Below are 18,703 nucleotides of genomic sequence, written 5' to 3' on the forward strand. Positions count from 1 at the left end.
ATGAAATGCTGGGTCTGCAAACGACACGCGCGCGGCTACGGCCACACCGATGGCCGGTTCAAGACCGCCGATCCGCGCCGCTATGTGATCGACTGGGTGTTCTGCTCGCGCCGCTGCCAGGACGCCTTTCACATGCTCTACGGCAACTGGACGCGCGCGAAGGAAGGCTGCGTCGGCATCGGGGAGGTCGCCATGATCGATCCCTCTGATGTCGAACTGGCCGCGATGCGCAAATGCCTCAAGGCCTTCGGCGAGGCGGCGGGCGAGATCGGCTTCGGCAAGCCCCTGGGCGACTACGCGGAAGCCGAGGCGATGCGCGTCATCGACGCCATCGTCACCTGCTACACGGAAGCGATGGTCGAGCACCACGAGGCAACCAAGTTCCCGCCCGTGCGCGGCATGGCCCCGACACCCGATCCTCTGGCGAATCCGTTCTCTGATCTGGAGGACGACCTTCCCTGGGAAGAACCGAAAGGGAGGAAGCCATGATCGACTACAACTCCTCATCGAGCATCTCGGGCCAAGTCACGGCACTGGTCGATGCCGGCATGCAGCGCGTCCGCGCGCAGCAGCCCGCGCGCGACTACCTCGGGGCGTCGCGTCTGGGCGCGGCGTGCGAGCGCGCCTTGCAGTTCGAGTACGCCAAGGCTCCGGTCGATCACGGGCGCTCAACCTGCGGCCGGATGCTGCGCATCTTCGAACGCGGTCACGTCATGGAGGACTGCATGGTGGCGTGGCTGCGCGACGCGGGCTTCGACCTGCGCACGCGCAAGCCCGACGGTGGGCAGTTCGGCTTCTCCGACGCGCACGGTCGGCTGCGCGGACACGTCGATGGCGTGATCGTCGGCGGGCCAGAGGGCTTCCGCTACCCCGCGCTGTGGGAGAACAAAGCCTTAAGCGCGAAGTCGTGGCGCGAGCTGGAGGCGAAAGGCCTCGCGGTCGCCAAGCCGGTGTACGCGGCGCAGGTCGCGCTGTATCAGGCGCACCTGCAACTGCATGAACACCCGGCGCTGTTCACCGCGATCAATGCCGACTCGATGGAGATCTACGTCGAGTCGGTGCCCTTCGACGCCGCGCTCGCGCAGCGCATGACCGACCGCGCGGTCAAGGTCATCACCGCGACCGAGGCCGGAGAACTACTGCCACGAGGCTTCAACGACGCCACCCACTTCGAGTGCCGCATGTGCGCGTGGCAAGACCGCTGCTGGAGGACACCGGCATGAGCCAATCTCCGATGAACCAGTTGCTCGGCGAGCAACTGATCGACGTGCGCCAGGCCGCGCTGATGTTCAACCTGCCGTCGTACTGGCTCTCCCAAGCCAAGGAACGCAAGGCCCGGCGCATCCCGCACTACCGCGTCGGCAAGCTCGTTCGCTTCAAGCCCCACGAACTGGAAGCGTGGATCGTCGCGCAGCAGCCGCCCGGCGAGGAGGCTGCGGATGCTTGATTTCAACGACACGCAACCGCCTGTTCCTCGCGACCTCGACGCCGAACGCGAAGCGATCCGCGTCGAACTGCTCGTCCGGCTGGAATCGGTGCTGGCCGCGCTGTTCCCCGCGGGCAGGAAGCGCGGCGGCAAGTTCCTCGTCGGCGACGTGCTCGGCAGCCCGGGCGACAGCCTGGAGATCGTGCTCACCGGCGACAAGGCAGGCCTGTGGACGGATCGCGCCACCGGTGACGGCGGCGACATCTTCACGCTGATCGCCGCGCACCTCGGCATCGACACCCACGCCGACTTTCCGCGCGTGCTCGATGCGGCGACCGAACTGCTCGGGCGTGCTCCGGCGGCACCGGCGCGCAAATCAAAATCGGCGCCGCCCGTCGACGACCTCGGCCCGGCCTCCGCGAAGTGGGACTACCTCGACGCCTCTGGCAAGCTGATCGCAGTCGTCTACCGCTACGACCCGCCCGGCCGCAAGAAGGAGTTCCGTCCGTGGGACGCGCGCCGTCGCAAGATGGCTCCGCCCGATCCGCGCCCGCTCTACAACCAGCCGGGCATGACCAGCGCATCGCTGGTGGTGCTGGTCGAGGGCGAGAAATGCGCGCAGGCGCTGATCGACGCTGGCATCGTCGCGACGACGGCGATGCACGGCGCGAACGCGCCGGTCGAGAAGACCGACTGGTCGCCGCTGGCAGGCAAGGCCGTGCTGATCTGGCCCGACCGCGACAAACCGGGTTGGGAGTACGCGACGCAAGCGGCGCAAGCCATCCTGTCGGCGGGCGCGAAAACCTGTCATATCCTGTATCCGCCCGAGGAAGCGGCGGACGGTTGGGACGCGGCGGACGCCGTGATCGATGGCTTCGACGTCGCAGCCTTCCTCACCCATGGCCCGCGTCTCCAGATGCACGACGTCGCCGACGACACCGAGCCGGTCGTCAGCACCGACGAATCGGTCTGGGGCACGGAGGATGCGCTGGCGCTGGCCTTCACCCGGCGCTACCACCGCGACTGGCGCTACGTTGCCGCGTGGGGCCGCTGGCTGGTGTGGGATGGGCATCGCTGGCGCACCGAGGACACGCTGGCGGCCACCGACCTGATCCGCAGCGTCTGCCGTCACGCCGCCGTCCATGCGGACAACCCCAAGATCGCCGCCAAGCTGGCCAGCTCGGGCACCGTCGGCGGCGTCGAACGGCTGGCGCGCGCGGATCGCAGGCACGCGGCCACCACTGCCGAATGGGATGCCGACCCGTGGCTGCTCGACACGCCCGGTGGCGTGGTCGATCTCAAGACCGGCAGGATGCGGCCACACGACCGCGCCGACCGGATGACCAAGATCACCACGGCCACGCCGGGTGGCGACTGCCCAATCTGGCGGCAGTTCCTGGTGGAGATCACCGGCGGCGATGCCGAGCTGCAAGCCTACCTGCAACGGATGGTCGGCTACTGCCTGACGGGCGTGACCAGCGCCCACGCACTGTTCTTCCTCTACGGCACCGGTGCCAACGGCAAGAGCGTGTTCGCCAACGTGGTCAGCACCATCCTCGGCGACTACGCCTCGACCGCGTCGATGGACACCTTCGTCGAAACGCGCGGCGACCGCCATCCGACCGATCTGGCCGGACTTCGCGGCGCACGCTTCGTGACGGCCATCGAAACGGAACAGGGGCGGCGCTTGAACGAATCGAAGGTCAAGGCCATCACCGGCGGCGACAAGATCTCCGCGCGCTTCATGCGGCAGGACTTCTTCGAGTACACGCCGCAGTTCAAGCCAGTGATCGTCGGCAACCACAAGCCCGCCATTCGCAACATCGACGAGGCGATGAAGCGGCGGATGCACCTGATCCCTTTCACGGTGACGATCCCGCCCGAACGGCGCGATGGCAACTTGACCGACAAGTTGCTCGCCGAGCGCGATGGGATTCTGGCGTGGGCAGTGGCCGGATGCCTCGTGTGGCAACGCGAAGGATTGAAACCACCTGCGAGCGTGGTGTCGGCGACCGAGGAGTATTTCGAATCCGAGGACGCGCTGGGCCGCTGGCTCGACGAACGCTGCGTGCGCGAGGCCAACGCGAAGTCGCTGACCGCCGAACTGTTCGGCGACTGGAAGCAATGGGCCGATTCCGCTGGCGAGTTCATCGGCTCGCAGCGCCGTTTCTCCGATCTGCTCATCACCCGTGGCGTCGAGAAATGGCGCAACACGGCGGGCGTTCGCGGCTTCCGTGGCATTGGCCTCAAGCACCCGCCCAAGCCCGCCTACACCCCATACGCCGACGACTGACCGCCATGCCGACACACCCGACTGACGCTTTTGACGCATCACAACGTAAGTCTCTTACGCGCGCGTGCGCGCGCACGCCTCATGGAAAGTTTCGTTGTGCTGCGCCGGATGCGTCAGTCCGAACCGAAACAAGGACTGCAACCATGACCACGACCATCCTCGCCCTCGACTTGGGCACCACCACCGGCTGGGCGCTGCGCGGCAGCGACGGCAGCATCACCAGCGGCAGCGAGAGCTTCCGCCCGCAACGCTTCGAAGGCGGCGGCATGCGCTTCCTGCGCTTCAAGCGTTGGCTCACGGAACTGAAGACCGTGGCCGACGGCATCGACGCACTGCACTTCGAGGAGGTGCGCCGCCACGTCTCGACCGACGCGGCGCACGCCTACGGCGGTTTCCTCGCCACGCTCACCGCGTGGTGCGAGCACCACCAGATTCCCTACCAGGGCGTACCGGTCGGCACGATCAAGAAGCACGCCACCGGCAAGGGCAACGCGGGCAAGGACGAGGTGATTGCATCCGTCCGCGCACGCGGCCACACGCCCAGCGACGACAACGAAGCCGACGCGCTGGCGCTGCTGCATTGGGCCATCGCACAGCACGATCTCGAACAGGAGGCGTGAGATGAAGATTCCGACGCCCCCCTATCGCTGCCCCTTGGGCCGCCTCCAGCCCGAGACCACCGACCTCGAAGCGATGAAGCAACGTGGCTGGCGCGACCAGCACATCCTCGTCGTCAACGCCGCCGACGAACGCTTGGACTTCATCGAGCGCGAGTTCGTCCGGCGCATCGGCGAACGTCTCTACGGACAGGGAGGCGCACGCCATGGCTGACCGTCGCGCTGCTTGGACAATCGAAGACGTGGCCGCGCGTTTCGAGGAGGCGGCCAGCACCGGACGACGCCTGCCGCCCGTGCGCGTGCAGGGCTACTTCAACACCTGGCCGATCATCGTGCGCAAGGAGTGGGAAGCCTTCGCGGCCGATGAGCATGTCTATCGACCGCTCCCTCCGACGCCGGACGCCATCGACCGGATGCTGGAGACGATGAAGTGGGTGCAGTGGCTGGAGGTCGAGCAGCGCCACCTCGTGTGGATGCGGGCCAAGCGCTACGGCTGGCGCGACATCACCATCCGCTTCGCCTGCGACCGGACGACGGCATGGCGGCGCTGGCAGCGCGCCTTGCAGACGGTCGCCGACCAGCTCAATGGCGTCGTCACGGCGTAGTGATTTGGCGTGATTTGGCGCGGGTGGTCGGCAATGCGCGGGCATCGGCGGCAGTGAGCGGTTTTTGACCCTGCAACAGATTCGCCGATCCGGCGGTAGTATTTCAGCTATCTTCTGGACAGCGGTGACGGCGCGGCGAGCGGCCCGAGGCAAAAGGGGTCCTTCCTTCCCAAACCGCCATGCGGGGGGCGCGAGCGCGGCGCTTTTTTAGCGTCAGGGTGCGAACCAAGGTTCGCACGGTTCGCGGTTCGCACCCGTCAGTTCGCACTAACCCACAAACCCGCCCACGGCTTCGTCGGCGGGTTTTCTATTTTCAGGACACCATCTTTGAATACGCTCAACGTCGAGTACCGCAAGGTCGAGGCGCTGATTCCCTACGCCCGCAATCCGCGCACTCATTCCGATGCGCAAATCGCCAAGATCGCCGCCAGCATCGTCGAATACGGCTGGACGAATCCGGTCCTGGTCGACGGCGACAACGGCATCATCGCGGGCCACGGTCGTTTGGCTGCCGCACGCAAGCTGGGGCTGGATCAGGTGCCGGTGATCGAGCTGGCCCATCTCACCACCGCACAAAAGCGCGCCTTGGTCATCGCCGACAACCGGCTGGCGCTTGACGCTGGCTGGGATGAGGAGATGTTGGCGCTCGAACTGGCGGAGCTTTCCGAAGCGGGTTTCGAACTGGCGCTGACCGGCTTCGAGAACATCGAGATCGATGCGCTGCTGGCAGATGCCACGTCGACTGAAGGTGAACCAGCGGCGCAGGATGGTGCAAACGCCGATGAACCTGATACGACTGATGACGTACCTGACACGCCAGTGGTGGCGGTGTCGCGCGAGGGAGATGTCTGGGCCATCGGCTCGCACCGGTTGATCTGTGGCGACGCCACCGACCCAGCCGTGGTTGCCACGCTGATGCAGGGTGACACCGCGCAGCTTTGCTTCACCTCGCCGCCGTATGGCAACCAGCGCGACTACACCTCCGGCGGCATTGCCGATTGGGATGCCCTGATGCGCGGTGTGTTCGCACATCTGCCGATGACGGACGACGGACAGGTGCTGGTCAATCTTGGGCTGATCCACCGCGACAACGAAGTCATCCCCTATTGGGACGGCTGGCTGTCCTGGATGCGTCAGCAGGGGTGGCGGCGCTTCGCGTGGTACGTCTGGGATCAGGGGCCAGGCATGCCCGGCGACTGGCAGGGCCGATTGGCTCCCAGCTTCGAGTTTGTTTTTCACTTCAATCGCAGCACCCGCAAACCCAATAAGATTGTTCCTTGCAAGCATGCAGGCCAGGAATCGCACCTGCGCGCTGACGGGTCGTCCATGGCGATGCGCGGTAAGGATGGCGAGGTCGGCGGCTGGACGCACAAGGGTCTGCCGACGCAGGACACCCGCATCCCCGATTCGGTGATTCGCGTGATGCGTCACAAGGGCAAGATCGGGCAGGACATTGATCACCCGGCCGTGTTCCCGGTCGCATTGCCTGAGTTTGCCATCGAGGCTTACACCGATTCGGGTGACGTCGTGTTCGAGCCCTTCGGCGGCAGTGGCACGACGATGCTGGCCGCGCAGCGCACTGGCCGGATCTGCCGCAGTGTGGAAGTTGCGCCGGAGTACGTGGACGTGGCTATCAAGCGTTTTCAGCAAAACCACCCCGGCGTGCCGGTCACGCTCATCGCAGGCTGTGGAATCAAATCGGGCCAGTCCTTCGACGACGTGGCCACAGAACGGCTGGCGACCACGGAGGTAGAACAATGAGCGCGTCCTGGTTGGCAGACAAGATTGAGCAGTGGCCGACAGCCAAACTGCTGCCCTATGCCCGCAATGCGCGGACGCACTCGGATGATCAGGTGGCGCAGATCGCCGCATCGATTGCCGAGTTTGGCTTCACCAATCCGATCCTTGCAGGCAGTGACGGCATCATCGTCGCTGGGCATGGACGCTTGGCCGCTGCGCAGAAACTTGGGCTTGAGATCGTGCCCGTGGTCGTCCTTGATCACCTGAGCCCGACCCAGCGCCGCGCCTTGGTCATCGCAGACAACCGCATCGCGGAGAACGCTGGCTGGGATGACGCTATGTTGCGCATCGAGCTGGAGGCCTTGCAGTTGGAAGGTTTCGATCTGGACATCACCGGCTTCGACGCCGACGCGCTGGCCGAACTGATCGCGGGCGACGAGCCGGACAATGAGGGCCAGACCGATGAGGACGCGGTACCGGAGGTTGGCGAGACACCCATCTCGCGCCCGGGCGATGTCTGGATCATGGGCCATCACCGCCTGCTGTGCGGCGACTCGACCGTGGCAGAGAGCTATGCCCGGCTGATGCAGGGCGACGTGGCAGACATGGTCTTCACCGACCCGCCGTACAACGTGAACTACGCCAACAGCGCCAAGGACAAGATGCGCGGCAAGGATCGCGCGATCCTCAACGACAACTTGGGCGATGGCTTCTACGACTTCCTGTTGGCAGCATTGACGCCCACCGTGGCGAACTGCCGGGGCGGCATCTATGTGGCGATGTCATCCAGCGAGCTGGATGTGCTGCAGGCCGCCTTTCGCGCCGCCGGTGGCAAGTGGTCGACTTTCATCATCTGGGCCAAGAACACCTTCACGCTGGGCCGTGCCGACTACCAGCGCCAGTACGAACCGATCTTGTACGGATGGCCTGAGGGTGCACAACGCCACTGGTGTGGTGACCGCGATCAGGGCGATGTGTGGGCTATCAAAAAGCCGCAGAAGAACGATCTGCATCCGACGATGAAGCCGGTGGAGCTGGTCGAGCGAGCCATCCGCAATTCGAGCCGCCCGGGTAACGTGGTGCTCGATCCGTTTGGTGGTTCTGGCACAACGTTGATTGCGGCCGAAAAGTCGGGGCGCGTCGCGCGGCTGATCGAACTCGATCCGAAGTACGCGGATGTGATCGTGCGCCGGTGGGAGGACTTCACCGGCCAGACGGCTATCCGCGAGGCGGCAGACCAGGAATTGTGCGCCAGTTGAATGGCTGGCCGGGCTGCTTGGTATCTTCTTCCTCGGCGATGCGCCGCAGGATTTGCATGGTGGTGAGATCGCGCGGCAGTGCCATGCACATGACGCGCACAGCCTGCTCGATGGAGATGTCTGGACGCCGGTTGGCAATCAGCCAACGCAGCGCCTGCTCCCGTTCGTTGGCGGGTGTTTTCATCAGGCAGCCATCTCTTCGCAGATTTCGCAGTGGATCACAAAGCCTGTCAGGTAAGGCAGGCCGCGTGGGATGCCGTACTGCTTGCTGGTCTGGCGGCCAACCGTCCAGCCCATCCAACGTTCGGTGGCGGCGTTTATCGCATCCTGCAAGGCTTGGCCTTGGTACAAACCGTTCTGGACGTCGTCTGCAAAGTGGCGTCCGTGGCGGCTGTCGAGGAAGGTCCGCACCGATTCGGGGGGCTGGTGGGTGGCGTCCGAAATGGCGTTCATGGCCAAGGGCCATGCAGCGCTGGCGTGTTCGGTCATCGTGCCCCAAAAACCCCAGGCTTCGTTTTGGGTGGCGGGTATCTGGTTGGTGGTCATGGTGTCTTCTCCGGGTTGATCGTTGCGACACCTGTAGTAACGCGCTGTTCGATTGAGAAGCCAAGCTGTTCCTGGCTTCTTTCTCGATCAATTTCGATCACCCGAGACGGGCTACGTAGCGGGCGTAATCACCGCCCTCGGGATTGACGTAGAGGTAAGGGCGTCCGGGAGCAGTGACCTCGACGCAGAGGTAGCCGTCGCCAGTGCCGCCACCCTTGCCACGTAGCCAGTCGCGTGACACCAGCAGGCTGCGCCCAAAGGCGTCGAATTCGGCAGGGGTGAGCTCCTTGGTCTCGATGACGTAGACCTTGTGCTGGTCGCGACCGCCCAGTTCGCCGAGATCGGCAGGTTTGCGTGCAAACGGCAGGCGGATACTCAACTCTTCGACCTGGAGGCTTTGGCCTGCGAACTGCAGGGTGCGTGGGGTGCGTTCGATGGTGATGGTCATGGTGCTCATGGCGGTTTTCCTGGTATGGCGTCGTCAATCACGACATCTGTATGAACGCGCTGGTGGGGAGAGAAGCCAAGCTATTCATGGCTCCTCTCGCCATCTTTTTGGCTTCGCCGAAACTCGCTGTGCTCGTTTTCAGGCGATGCGGTAGATCCGCTCGCCACCCTGCGGCTTGTCCGAGACGATGGTCAGGCCGAGCTTTTTCTTGAAGGCTCCGGCGAAGGTGCCGCGCACCGTGTGCGCCTGCCAACCGGTGGCGGTGCAGATCTGGCCGATGGTTGCGCCCTCGGGGCGTTGCAGCATCCGGATCACTTCGGCTTGCTTGCTGTTCTCGCGGGTGCGCGGCTTGACCCACGTGGCTTCGGCGGCGGTAACAAAGGCTTCCAGCTCGGGATCGCTCGCGGCAGCAGGCGCGCCTTCAGCATTGGCGATGATCCGGTCGAGATTGGCTTCGAATTGACCGACGCGCTTCTTGTTCAATCCGGGGCGCGGAATGCCCAGGGCGTCGTAGCCCTCCGCAGCGACAAACCAGTCGATGCCGTCGGAGGTAATCAGTGCGCGGTTGAAAAGTCCTTCGAGCACCTTCTTGCGTGCGCCGCCTTTGATGTTGTCGGGAAACCAGTCGATCTTGCCGCTGGTGTGTTCAACCGCGTGGACCAGGATCGCGTGCTGGGCAGGGGTCAGTTGGGTGGTGGTCATGTTTTGCTCCTTCGATGTGGTGGACGGTGATGTGATGAACGCGCTGTTCTCAAGTGAAGCCAAGCGCTTTCTGCTTGGCTTCTTCGCTTCGCAATCAGGTGTTGGCCTTGTCTGACGGGTTGGCATTGCGCCCCTGCTCAAGACCCGCGTTGAAGGCGGCTTCAAGCGCATCGCGTAGGCACCAGACCGCTACATCGTGGAAATCGAGGCTGTCCGAGCGGCGGGTTTCCAGGGTTTCGATGCCTAGCTTGTTTTGCGCGATCTGGGTCAGGAGTTGTTCGAGCTTGCTCATGTCCGTGTCCTTTCAGGGTGTTGATGACGAACGTATGAACGCGCTGTTCCAGATGGAAGCCAAGCTCAATCCGCAGGAATGACGAACAAATGATTGAAGGTGCCCCGAAGGGGAAATATGGGTATTTCGATTCGTGCCTACGCACGCCACCGAGGGGTGTCCGATGCAGCGGTGCGCAAGGCCATCGCTGCTGGGCGGATCACGCCGGAGGCAGACGGAACGATTGATGCCGAGCGCGTCGACCGCGAGTGGGCGCGTAATTCCGATGCGCCGCGCAATGGCACGGCCACCCGCGCGGTCAAGGTCGCCGTCCCGGAGTCCAGCGGACCTACAGGAGATGGACAAGCAGCATTACCAGTAGGTGGAACGTCCTTGCTGCAAGCGCGGACGGTCAACGAAGTGGTCAAGGCGCAAACCAACAAGGTGCGTCTGGCCCGTCTCAAGGGCGAGCTGGTGGATCGGCCACAGGCCATCGCCCATGTTTTTAAGCTGGCGCGCTCCGAACGCGATGCGTGGCTCAACTGGCCCACACGCATCTCGGCACAAATGGCAGCCAAGCTCGGCGTCGATCCCCACACGATGCACATCGCCTTGGAGGCGGCGGTGCGTGAGCACCTGCAGGAACTGGGCGAGATGCGCCCGAGGGTGGATTGATGGACATGGACTATGAAGGCGCTGCCGAGATTGAACGCGCGTGGCGCGAAGGACTGACGCCCGACCCGCTGCTCACCGTGTCCGAATGGTCGGATCGCCATCGGATGCTCTCCAGCAAGGCATCTGCCGAACCCGGGCGCTGGCGTACCAGCCGCACGCCGTACCTGAAAGCAATCATGGACTGCCTGTCGCCGACCTCGCCGGTCGAGCGCGTGGTGTTCATGAAGGCCGCCCAACTCGGCGCGACCGAGATGGGATCGAACTGGATCGGCTATGTGATCCATCACGCACCAGGTCCAATGATGGCGGTATGGCCGACAGTGGAGATGGCCAAGCGCAACTCCAAGCAGCGGATCGATCCGCTGATCGAGGAGTCGTCCGCACTGGCTGAACTGATTGCACCGGCGCGCAGCCGGGATTCCGGCAACACCATCCTGGCCAAGGAGTTCCGGGGTGGCGTGCTGGTGATGACCGGGGCTAACAGCGCGGTCGGGCTGCGCTCGATGCCGGTGCGGTATCTGTTCCTCGACGAGGTCGACGGCTATCCGTTGGACGTCGAGGGTGAAGGCGATGCGATCTCGCTGGCCGAAGCCCGTACACGCACCTTCGCGCGGCGCAAGATCTTCATCGTCTCGACGCCGACGATCTCAGGGGCATCGGCTATCGAGCGCGAGTACGAGGCCAGTGACCAACGTCGCTACTTTGTGCCGTGTCCGCATTGCTCCCACCGTCAGTGGCTGCGTTTCGAGCAGCTGCGTTGGGACAAAGGGCAACCGGAGACCGCCGCCTACATCTGCGAGTCATGTGACACCGCCATTGCCGAGCACCACAAGACGTGGATGCTGGAGCACGGCGAGTGGCGCGCGATGATCACGGATGGCGCAGGCAAGACAGCGGGTTTTCACTTGTCATCGCTGTACAGCCCGGTGGGCTGGCGTGCTTGGCGCGAGATCGCCGCTGCGTGGGAAGCCGCCGTCAGTAAAGAGGCGGGATCGGCCGCCGCCATCAAGACCTTCAAGAACACCGAGCTAGGCGAAACCTGGGTCGAGGAAGGCGAAGCGCCGGACTGGCAACGACTGGTCGAACGCCGCGAGGACTACCGCGTCGGTACGGTGCCGCAAGGTGGTCTGCTCTTGGTCGGCGCGGCCGACGTGCAGAAAGATCGCATCGAGGCGTCGGTCTGGGCCTTTGGGCGCGGCAAAGAGTCCTGGCTGGTTGAGCACCGCGTGCTGATGGGCGACACCGCCCGCGACACGGTGTGGAGGCGCCTCGCTGAAATGCTGGCCGAAACCTGGACACACGCCTCCGGCGCGGCGATGCCGCTGGTGCGTTTTGCATTGGATACCGGGTTTGCAACGCAGGAGGCCTACGCCTTTGTGCGGGCTTGCCGCGATTCGCGTGTGATGGCGGTCAAGGGGGTGCCTCGCGGTGCAGCCTTGATCGGCACGCCGACCGCCATCGATGTCTCGCAGGGTGGCAAGAAGCTGCGCCGGGGCATCAAGGTGTACACGGTGGCGGTCAGCATCGCCAAGCTCGAGTTCTACAACAACCTGCGCAAGAGCGCAGATGTTGGCGAGGACGGATTGACCACGGTGTTCCCTGCCGGGTTCGTCCATCTGCCCAAGATCGATGCTGAGTTCATCCAGCAACTCTGCGCGGAACAACTGATCACCCGCCGCGACCGCAACGGCTTCCCGGTGCGTGAGTGGCAAAAGATGCGTGAGCGCAATGAGGCGCTCGACTGCTACGTCTACGCCCGCGCGGCTGCATCGGCGGCGGGACTGGATCGCTTCGAGGAACGTCACTGGCGGGAACTGGAGCGACAACTGGGGCTGGCCAGTCCGCCAGCCCTTGAAACACCTACCGAATCGATCAACGAGGCCACCCAACGCGGTGGCCTCGCTGTTTCTGGCAACCGCAACACCGGTCGGCGCGTGATCAAAAGCCGCTGGCTGTCCTGACACCCAAAGGAGAAAACATGAGTCTTGCTACCCGTATCGAAAGCCTGGTCATTCGCGTCGCGCAGGAGTTCAACGACGTCCGTGCCAAGGCAGGCAACCTGGCCAACCTCACCACCACCGACAAGTCGAATCTGGTCGCGGCCATCAACGAACTGAAAGCCGCCGTGGTGTCCTCGGCGGTGATCGACGATGCGCACGTCGCGGCCACGAGCACGTACTCGTCCACCAAGATCGTCTCGCTGCTCGATGCGCTCAAGACCGAGATCTTGGGCGGTGCCGATGCCGCCTACGACACGCTGGTGGAAATCCAGCAACTGCTGCAGAACGGCACCAGCGGTCTGGATGCGCTGCTCGCCGCCGTCAACAACCGTGTGCGCTTCGATGCGGCGCAGTCGCTGACCGTGGCCGAGCAACTTCAGGCACGCAGCAACATCGGTGCCGTCGCGGCCAGTGACGTCGGCAACACCGACACTGACTTCGTCGCGGTCTTTGTGGGTGCGCTGGTCTGATGAGCCTCGCATCGCGCATCAGTGCGTTGGCCAGTCGTGTGGGACTCGAGGTCAAGACCAAGATCGACGCCACCCACCCCGGCGTGGCCCGGGCATGGGTGTGTTTCGGCTATGTCGGCACGCAGGTCGTCGTACGTGCATCGCACAACGTGGCCAGCGTGACCCGGACGGCGGCTGGCCGCTACCGGGTGACCTTCGCCACTGCCATGCCGGATTCCAACTACTGCTGGACGGCGCTTGCCCGCAGCAGCACCAACAGCGGCACGCAGCGCATCGCCATCGTGCGATCCAGCACAGACCAGAAGACCGCCCAGTTCGTCGACATCAGTTGCGCCACCACGTCCGCATCGTTCGACGACTCCTCAGAAATCAACCTCACGGTGTTCCGCTGATGGCCTACACACAAGCACACCTCGACGCACTGGAAGCCGCGCTGGTCAAGGGCGAAAAGCGCGTGACTTTCGGCGACAAGACCGTCGAATACCGCAGCGTCGATGAACTCCAGGCCGCCATCGCGGCGGTCAAACGTGACCTCTTCGAGCAGGCCGTGGACACCGGACTGTGGCCGGGCGCTCCACGGCAGATCCGTGTCACCACCGGCAAGGGGTTTTGAGCATGCAATGGTTAGACCGAATGCGCAGACGCGTCGGCATGAGCCTGCTTGGCGGCACGCCGTTCTATGACGGCATCGGTGGTGGCCGCCGCGCGTTGGCGTGGCAGGTCGGCAATCCCGGTGCGGTCGCAGCGCTGGCATTCACCCAAAATGAACTCCGCGCCAAGAGCCGCGATTTGGTACGCCGCAATGCCTGGGCAGCGGCAGGCGTCGAAGCCTTTGTCTCGAACGCCATCGGCACCGGCATCAAGCCGCAGAGCATGCTGGCCGATCAGCCCCTGCGCGAAGCGATCCACAGCCTGTGGTGGGACTGGTGCGAGGAGGCCGATGCCGCCGGACTGACCGATTTCTACGGACTGCAGTCCTTGGCCTGTCGTGCCATGCTCGAAGGTGGGGAATGTCTGGTGCGGCTGCGCTATCGCCGCCCGGAGGATGGCCTGCCAGTGTGCCTGCAATTGCAGTTGCTCGAACCCGAACACCTGCCAGCCACGCTGAATCAGGAGTTGGTTTCTGGAAACGTCATCCGTGCGGGTATCGAGTTCGACAAGCTCGGACGGCGGGTGGCTTACCACCTGTATCGCTCGCATCCGGGTGATGGCTCACTGGCCCCGATGTCAGGCACCGGTGGCGTGGTGGGCGGTCTCGACACAGTGCGTGTACCGGCCAGCGAAATCATCCACATGTTTCGCCCACTGCGGCCGGGACAGATCCGGGGTGAGCCGTGGCTCGCCCGGGCGCTGGTCAAGCTCAACGAACTCGACCAATACGACGACGCCGAGCTCGTGCGCAAGAAAACCGCAGCGATGTTCGCGGGTTTCATCACGCGTCTGTCGCCCGAGGACAACCTGATGGGCGAAGGGTTGCCGGATGCCAATGGCTCGGCGATGGCTGGACTCGAACCGGGCACGATGCAGATCCTGGAGCCCGGCGAGGACGTGAAGTTCAGCCAGCCCGCCGACGTTGGTGCGAGCTACGCCGAGTTCCTGCGCATGCAGTTTCGGGCGGTGGCAGCGGCGATGGGCATCACCTACGAGATGCTGACCGGCGACCTGACGCAAGTGAACTACTCGTCGATCCGGGCCGGGCTGCTGGAGTTTCGCCGCCGCTGTGAGGCCATCCAGCACGGCGTGATCGTCCACCAGCTGTGCCGTCCGATCTGGCGTGCCTGGATGGAGCAGGCCGCACTGGAGGGTGCTCTGACACTGCCGCAGTTCACCGAAAAGAGACGCGACTACTTCGCCGCCAAGTGGATTCCACAGGGCTGGCAGTGGGTCGATCCCAAGAAGGAATTCGACGCGATGCTGACCGCCATTCGCGCCGGGCTGCTGTCTCGATCGGAAGCCATCTCGGCCTTCGGCTACGACGCCGAGGACATCGACCGCGAGATCGCCGCCGACAACCAGCGGGCGGACGAACTCGGTCTGGTTTTCGACTCCGACCCGCGTCACGACAAAGCGCCCCAACCATCGGCATTGGGCGCTCCCATGAATGCGGCCGCCACGGTGGCCGTGCCGCAAGACCAACAGGACAACTGACATGCAACTCGTTCATCTGGCGTCCCGCCTCTACGGGACGCCGCTCCTCATTGCGCGTCCCAAACTCGACGTGATCCTCTCCGTGTTGGGTTCCCGCATCGGCTTGCCCGATCTGGACATGGCGATGCCGCTGCCCATGCCGCGCCAAAGCGCCACATCGGGTCAGGCGGGCATTGCCGTCATCCCTGTGGTCGGCACGCTGGTCAGACGTTCGATGGGTATCGAAGCCGCCTCCGGTCTTATGTCTTACGGCGAGATCGAAGCCCGACTGGACGCCGCGCTGGCAGATCCTCAGGTGGCGGGCATCCTGCTCGATCTGGATTCGCCCGGCGGCGAGGCATCGGGTGTGTTCGAGTTGGCCGAGCGCATCCGCGCTGCCAGCACCATCAAGCCGATCTGGGCGCACGCCAACGATGCCGCGTACTCGGCGGCTTTTGCCATCGCGGCTGCCTGCCAGCGCCTGACGCTGTCGCAGACCGCTGGTGTCGGGTCGATTGGCGTGATCGCACTGCACGTCGACCAGTCGGTGAAGGACGTCAAAGACGGCCTGAACTACACCGCAGTCTTCGCGGGTAGCCACAAGAACGATTTCTCCCCGCACGAGCCACTCACCCCCCAGGCCACCACCGCGTTGCAGACCGAGGTGGATCGCCTCTACGACATCTTCGTGAATCAGGTCGGACAGATGCGCGGCCTCGACCCGGATGCCGTGCGCGCTACCGAGGCGGGGCTGTTCTACGGCGAGCAGGCGGTGGCAGTTGGCCTCGCCGACGCCGTGATGCCGTTTGATGCGGTGATGACCGAGTTCACCGACGCGTTGGCGGCCAAGCAGCGGTTGGCGCAGCCCGGCGTGGCCCGCGCCTCGCCGCGAAGCCTGTCCACGCAAGCCATCTCAAACCCGCCCCGAAGCAAACCTTTCACCCTGGAGAACACCATGACCGACCCCAAAGACGACCACGATAACCCGAGCGATCCGGCCGACACCGCCCCGCAGGGCGACCAGCCGCAGACTGACAGCGATCCGCAACCGACGCCTGCTGCCCAAGCAGCACTGGTGCAGTCCTTCGCCAGCGGGCGCGGCCAAGCTCAGGCCATTGCGGAGATGTGCCTGATCGCGGGCCAGTCCCAACGCACGGCGGAATTCCTCGCAGCAGGCTTCTCGGAAGCTCAGGTGCGCCGCGCCTTGCTGGACGCCCGTGCCGACCAACCCGAAATCGCCTCGCGCATCAGCGCCGATGCAGGAACCAGCCAGCACCCGGAAAACAGTCCGGTGGTCGCTGCCGTCAAGAAACTCACCGCCAAGGAATAAGCCATGCCCACTGTCTCTCAACCCAAGAATCTCGGCGACCTGCTGAAGTACGAAGCGCCGAATCTCTACTCGCGTGACCAGGACACCGTCGCGGCCGCGCAGAACCTGTCGCTGGGTACCGTGGTGGGCCGCGAAACGGCTACCGCCAAGCTGAAGGCCCTCGATCCGAGCGCCACGGACGGCACGGAAACCGCCGTTGGCGTGCTCGGCAATGACGTCGATGCGACGCTGATCGACCGTGAGGACGCGATCCTGATCGCCCGCCACGCCATCCTCGCGCGCGGCGCATTGGTCTGGCCGACTGGCATCAGCACGGCGCACAAAGCGGCTGCCATCAAGCAACTCGCAGAACGTGGAGTCCTGGTCCGCGATAGCGCCTGACCCACTTCAACGCTCCGTTTCACTCCCCCCAAAACCCGCCGCTGGCGGGTTTCGTCATTTCTGGAGATCCCAAATGCAGAACCCTTTTGAAAACCCCGGCTTCTCGATGGCCAGCCTGACGGCCGCCATCAACCTCCTGCCCAACCGCTATGGGCGGCTGGAGCAACTCAACCTGTTCCCGGCCAAGCCGGTGCGCACCCGGCAGATCATCGTCGAGGAGTACGCCGGTCGTCTGAATCTGCTGCCCACCCGCGCGCCCGGTTCGCCCGGCACGGTGGGTGAACGTGGCAAGCGCAATCTGCGATCCTTCGTGATCCCGCACATCCCCCACGACGACGTGGTGCTGCCCGAGGAAGTGCAAGGCCTGCGCGCCTTCGGTTCCGAAACCGAGATGGAAGCCATCGGTGGTGTCATGGCCCGCCATCTGGAGACCATGCGCAACAAGCACGCGATCACCCTGGAGCATCTGCGCATGGGTGCGCTCAAGGGCAAGATCCTCGACGCCGATGGCAGTGAACTCGTCGATCTGTTCGACGAGTTCGACATCACCGCGCAATCGGTATCGTTTGAGTTTTCGACGGCAGCCGACAACGGACAAATCAAGACTGCCTGCCTCGAGTTGCTGGGGCTCATGGAAGATGGGCTCACCGGCGAGTTCTCGACCGGCGTGCATGTGTTGTGCTCGACCGAGTTCTTCCGGGCGCTGACCACCCACAAGGAGGTCAAGACCGCCTACCAGAACTGGCAGCAGGGCGCGGTGCTGATCAACGACATGCGCTCGGGCTTCAGCTACAGCGGCATCACCTTCGAGGAATACCGTGGCCAGGCTTCCTTTGTGCAGGCCGACGGCACGCTAGGGTCGCGCCGCTTCATTGCCGCAGGGGAAGCCCATGCCTTCCCGGTCGGCACGGTGGATACCTTCGCCACGTACTTCGCGCCTGCGGACTTCAACGAGACCGTGAACACCATCGGCCAGCCGTTGTATGCCAAGCAGGAGCCGCGCAAGTTCGACCGGGGCACCGATCTGCACACGCAGTCGAACCCGCTGCCGATGTGCCACCGCCCAGGCGTGCTGATCAAGCTCGTTGCAGCCTGATGGATGTCGCGACGCTGTACGAAGCGGCCCGCAATGCCGGACTGCTGACCGCCGTCACGGTGGCGGGCACCACCGTGCAATGCGCCTTCCGTGCCCCAGACGAAACCGTGCTGGATGGTTTTGCACTGTCGCGGGACTACCAGATCGACTACCCGGCGTCCTGGCTGACGCTGGCAGTCGGGGACACGGTCGAGGTGGCAGGCAACACCTTTCAGGTGCGCGACGTGCGTGCCATCGGCGACGGTACCGAGCGTCGCGCCTCGCTCACCCAACTCTGAGGAAAGCCCCATGAACTCCGTCCGCGAGCGCGTCTTGCGGGAGATCGTCACGCGCCTGGCATCTGCGATTGCCCCGACGCCGGTGCAGCGCATGCCTGCCGTGCCGGTGACCCGCGAGGCCAGTCCGGCGCTGCTGCTGTTCGTCGATGGCGACAGCATCACTGCCCACGCCAACCACCTGGTCGACCGGTTGCTGATCGTCCGACTTGCCGTGGTCGCACGCGGTGCTGATGCCTTCGACGTCGCCGACCAGGCGCTGGTCGCGGCCCACGCGGCAATGCTCGCCGACCCGAATCTGGGCGGTCTGGCCATCGCAGTGCGCGAGATCGACTGCGAATGGGAGTTCGACGACGCCGACTCCGGTGCCGTCGCACTGCCCGCCCGCTACGAAATCCGCTACCGCACCCATGCCATCGACCTCACCCAAACAGGATGAACC

Annotated in this window: 25 protein-coding genes; 20 read left to right on the forward strand and 5 right to left on the reverse strand. The window is 64.5% G+C overall.

Annotated elements, in window-relative coordinates; all coding sequences use genetic code 11:
• From PG1C_RS00475 to PG1C_RS00515, 9 genes are all read left to right on the forward strand, one after another.
• The gene (locus PG1C_RS00475) at positions 1-489 is read left to right on the forward strand and encodes a DUF6511 domain-containing protein (protein ID WP_202635501.1); all 489 of its coding nucleotides are present in this window, start codon (positions 1-3) and stop codon (positions 487-489) included.
• Positions 486-1,223 (forward strand): PD-(D/E)XK nuclease family protein, encoded by a 738-nt coding sequence (locus PG1C_RS00480; protein WP_202635502.1) that lies wholly within the window; start codon positions 486-488, stop codon positions 1,221-1,223. The genes PG1C_RS00475 and PG1C_RS00480 overlap by 4 nt, the downstream gene beginning before the upstream one ends.
• Positions 1,220-1,447 carry a helix-turn-helix domain-containing protein gene (locus tag PG1C_RS00485; RefSeq protein WP_202635503.1) on the forward strand — a complete coding sequence of 76 codons (228 nt, stop codon included), beginning with the start codon at positions 1,220-1,222 and terminating at the stop codon, positions 1,445-1,447. Before PG1C_RS00480 ends, PG1C_RS00485 begins: the two co-directional genes overlap by 4 nt.
• The gene (locus tag PG1C_RS00490; RefSeq protein WP_202635504.1) at positions 1,440-3,719 is read left to right on the forward strand and encodes a phage/plasmid primase, P4 family; all 2,280 of its coding nucleotides are present in this window, start codon (positions 1,440-1,442) and stop codon (positions 3,717-3,719) included. The genes PG1C_RS00485 and PG1C_RS00490 overlap by 8 nt, the downstream gene beginning before the upstream one ends.
• 143 nt (positions 3,720-3,862) lie before the next feature.
• A complete protein-coding gene (locus PG1C_RS00495; RefSeq protein ID WP_202635505.1) occupies positions 3,863-4,339 on the forward strand; it encodes a crossover junction endodeoxyribonuclease RuvC in 477 nt (158 codons plus the stop codon).
• 1 nt (position 4,340) lies between these two features.
• Positions 4,341-4,550: a hypothetical protein gene (locus PG1C_RS00500; protein WP_115075783.1), complete on the forward strand. Its 210-nt coding sequence runs from the start codon at positions 4,341-4,343 to the stop codon at positions 4,548-4,550.
• A complete protein-coding gene (locus tag PG1C_RS00505; protein ID WP_202635506.1) occupies positions 4,543-4,941 on the forward strand; it encodes a DUF6362 family protein in 399 nt (132 codons plus the stop codon). Before PG1C_RS00500 ends, PG1C_RS00505 begins: the two co-directional genes overlap by 8 nt.
• Before the next feature lie 327 nt (positions 4,942-5,268).
• The gene (locus PG1C_RS00510; protein ID WP_202635507.1) at positions 5,269-6,702 is read left to right on the forward strand and encodes a site-specific DNA-methyltransferase; all 1,434 of its coding nucleotides are present in this window, start codon (positions 5,269-5,271) and stop codon (positions 6,700-6,702) included.
• On the forward strand, positions 6,699-7,940 hold the full coding sequence (locus PG1C_RS00515) for a site-specific DNA-methyltransferase (RefSeq protein WP_202635508.1): 1,242 nt from the start codon (positions 6,699-6,701) through the stop codon (positions 7,938-7,940). Before PG1C_RS00510 ends, PG1C_RS00515 begins: the two co-directional genes overlap by 4 nt.
• On the opposite strand, the gene PG1C_RS00520 is transcribed toward PG1C_RS00515, so the two are convergent.
• The 5 genes from PG1C_RS00520 to PG1C_RS00540 form a co-directional block, all read right to left on the reverse strand.
• Complete coding sequence (locus tag PG1C_RS00520) at positions 7,900-8,124, reverse strand: hypothetical protein (protein ID WP_202635509.1); 225 nt, start codon at positions 8,122-8,124, stop codon at positions 7,900-7,902. The genes PG1C_RS00515 and PG1C_RS00520 overlap by 41 nt on opposite strands.
• Complete coding sequence (locus tag PG1C_RS00525; protein ID WP_202635510.1) at positions 8,124-8,486, reverse strand: hypothetical protein; 363 nt, start codon at positions 8,484-8,486, stop codon at positions 8,124-8,126. The genes PG1C_RS00520 and PG1C_RS00525 overlap by 1 nt, the downstream gene beginning before the upstream one ends.
• 97 nt (positions 8,487-8,583) lie before the next feature.
• Positions 8,584-8,943 (reverse strand): hypothetical protein, encoded by a 360-nt coding sequence (locus PG1C_RS00530; RefSeq protein ID WP_202635511.1) that lies wholly within the window; start codon positions 8,941-8,943, stop codon positions 8,584-8,586.
• Between the two features lie 129 nt (positions 8,944-9,072).
• Positions 9,073-9,636 (reverse strand): DUF3489 domain-containing protein, encoded by a 564-nt coding sequence (locus tag PG1C_RS00535; protein ID WP_202635512.1) that lies wholly within the window; start codon positions 9,634-9,636, stop codon positions 9,073-9,075.
• Between the two features lie 94 nt (positions 9,637-9,730).
• Positions 9,731-9,928: a DUF6900 domain-containing protein gene (locus PG1C_RS00540; protein ID WP_055451284.1), complete on the reverse strand. Its 198-nt coding sequence runs from the start codon at positions 9,926-9,928 to the stop codon at positions 9,731-9,733.
• A gap of 117 nt (positions 9,929-10,045) precedes the next feature.
• Here PG1C_RS00540 and PG1C_RS00545 point away from each other — a divergent pair, with 117 nt between their 5' ends.
• The 11 genes from PG1C_RS00545 (at position 10,046) to PG1C_RS00595 (ending at position 18,700) form a co-directional block, all read left to right on the forward strand.
• The gene (locus PG1C_RS00545) at positions 10,046-10,582 is read left to right on the forward strand and encodes an elements of external origin (protein ID WP_202635513.1); all 537 of its coding nucleotides are present in this window, start codon (positions 10,046-10,048) and stop codon (positions 10,580-10,582) included.
• Between the two features lie 5 nt (positions 10,583-10,587).
• Complete coding sequence (locus PG1C_RS00550) at positions 10,588-12,543, forward strand: phage terminase large subunit family protein (protein ID WP_237218236.1); 1,956 nt, start codon at positions 10,588-10,590, stop codon at positions 12,541-12,543.
• A gap of 17 nt (positions 12,544-12,560) precedes the next feature.
• Entirely contained in the window at positions 12,561-13,052 is a 492-nt protein-coding gene (locus PG1C_RS00555; RefSeq protein WP_202635515.1) for a hypothetical protein, read from the forward strand.
• Complete coding sequence (locus tag PG1C_RS00560; RefSeq protein ID WP_202635516.1) at positions 13,052-13,444, forward strand: hypothetical protein; 393 nt, start codon at positions 13,052-13,054, stop codon at positions 13,442-13,444. Before PG1C_RS00555 ends, PG1C_RS00560 begins: the two co-directional genes overlap by 1 nt.
• Positions 13,444-13,665: a phage head-tail joining protein gene (locus PG1C_RS00565; protein WP_009521720.1), complete on the forward strand. Its 222-nt coding sequence runs from the start codon at positions 13,444-13,446 to the stop codon at positions 13,663-13,665. Before PG1C_RS00560 ends, PG1C_RS00565 begins: the two co-directional genes overlap by 1 nt.
• Positions 13,666-13,703: 38 nt before the next feature.
• Complete coding sequence (locus tag PG1C_RS00570) at positions 13,704-15,200, forward strand: phage portal protein (protein WP_202635517.1); 1,497 nt, start codon at positions 13,704-13,706, stop codon at positions 15,198-15,200.
• A gap of 1 nt (position 15,201) precedes the next feature.
• Positions 15,202-16,509: a S49 family peptidase gene (locus tag PG1C_RS00575; RefSeq protein WP_202635518.1), complete on the forward strand. Its 1,308-nt coding sequence runs from the start codon at positions 15,202-15,204 to the stop codon at positions 16,507-16,509.
• Between the two features lie 3 nt (positions 16,510-16,512).
• The gene (locus PG1C_RS00580; protein WP_202635519.1) at positions 16,513-16,890 is read left to right on the forward strand and encodes a head decoration protein; all 378 of its coding nucleotides are present in this window, start codon (positions 16,513-16,515) and stop codon (positions 16,888-16,890) included.
• A 73-nt stretch (positions 16,891-16,963) separates the two neighbouring features.
• Positions 16,964-17,986, forward strand: a complete 1,023-nt coding sequence (locus PG1C_RS00585) for a major capsid protein (RefSeq protein ID WP_020200538.1) — start codon at positions 16,964-16,966, stop codon at positions 17,984-17,986.
• Entirely contained in the window at positions 17,986-18,264 is a 279-nt protein-coding gene (locus PG1C_RS00590; RefSeq protein WP_202635520.1) for a head-tail joining protein, read from the forward strand. Before PG1C_RS00585 ends, PG1C_RS00590 begins: the two co-directional genes overlap by 1 nt.
• A gap of 10 nt (positions 18,265-18,274) precedes the next feature.
• The gene (locus PG1C_RS00595; RefSeq protein WP_202635521.1) at positions 18,275-18,700 is read left to right on the forward strand and encodes a hypothetical protein; all 426 of its coding nucleotides are present in this window, start codon (positions 18,275-18,277) and stop codon (positions 18,698-18,700) included.
• The last annotated feature ends 3 nt before the right edge of the window (positions 18,701-18,703 follow it).

Source organism: Rugosibacter aromaticivorans, from assembly GCF_000934545.1.
Taxonomy (GTDB): domain Bacteria; phylum Pseudomonadota; class Gammaproteobacteria; order Burkholderiales; family Rhodocyclaceae; genus Rugosibacter; species Rugosibacter aromaticivorans.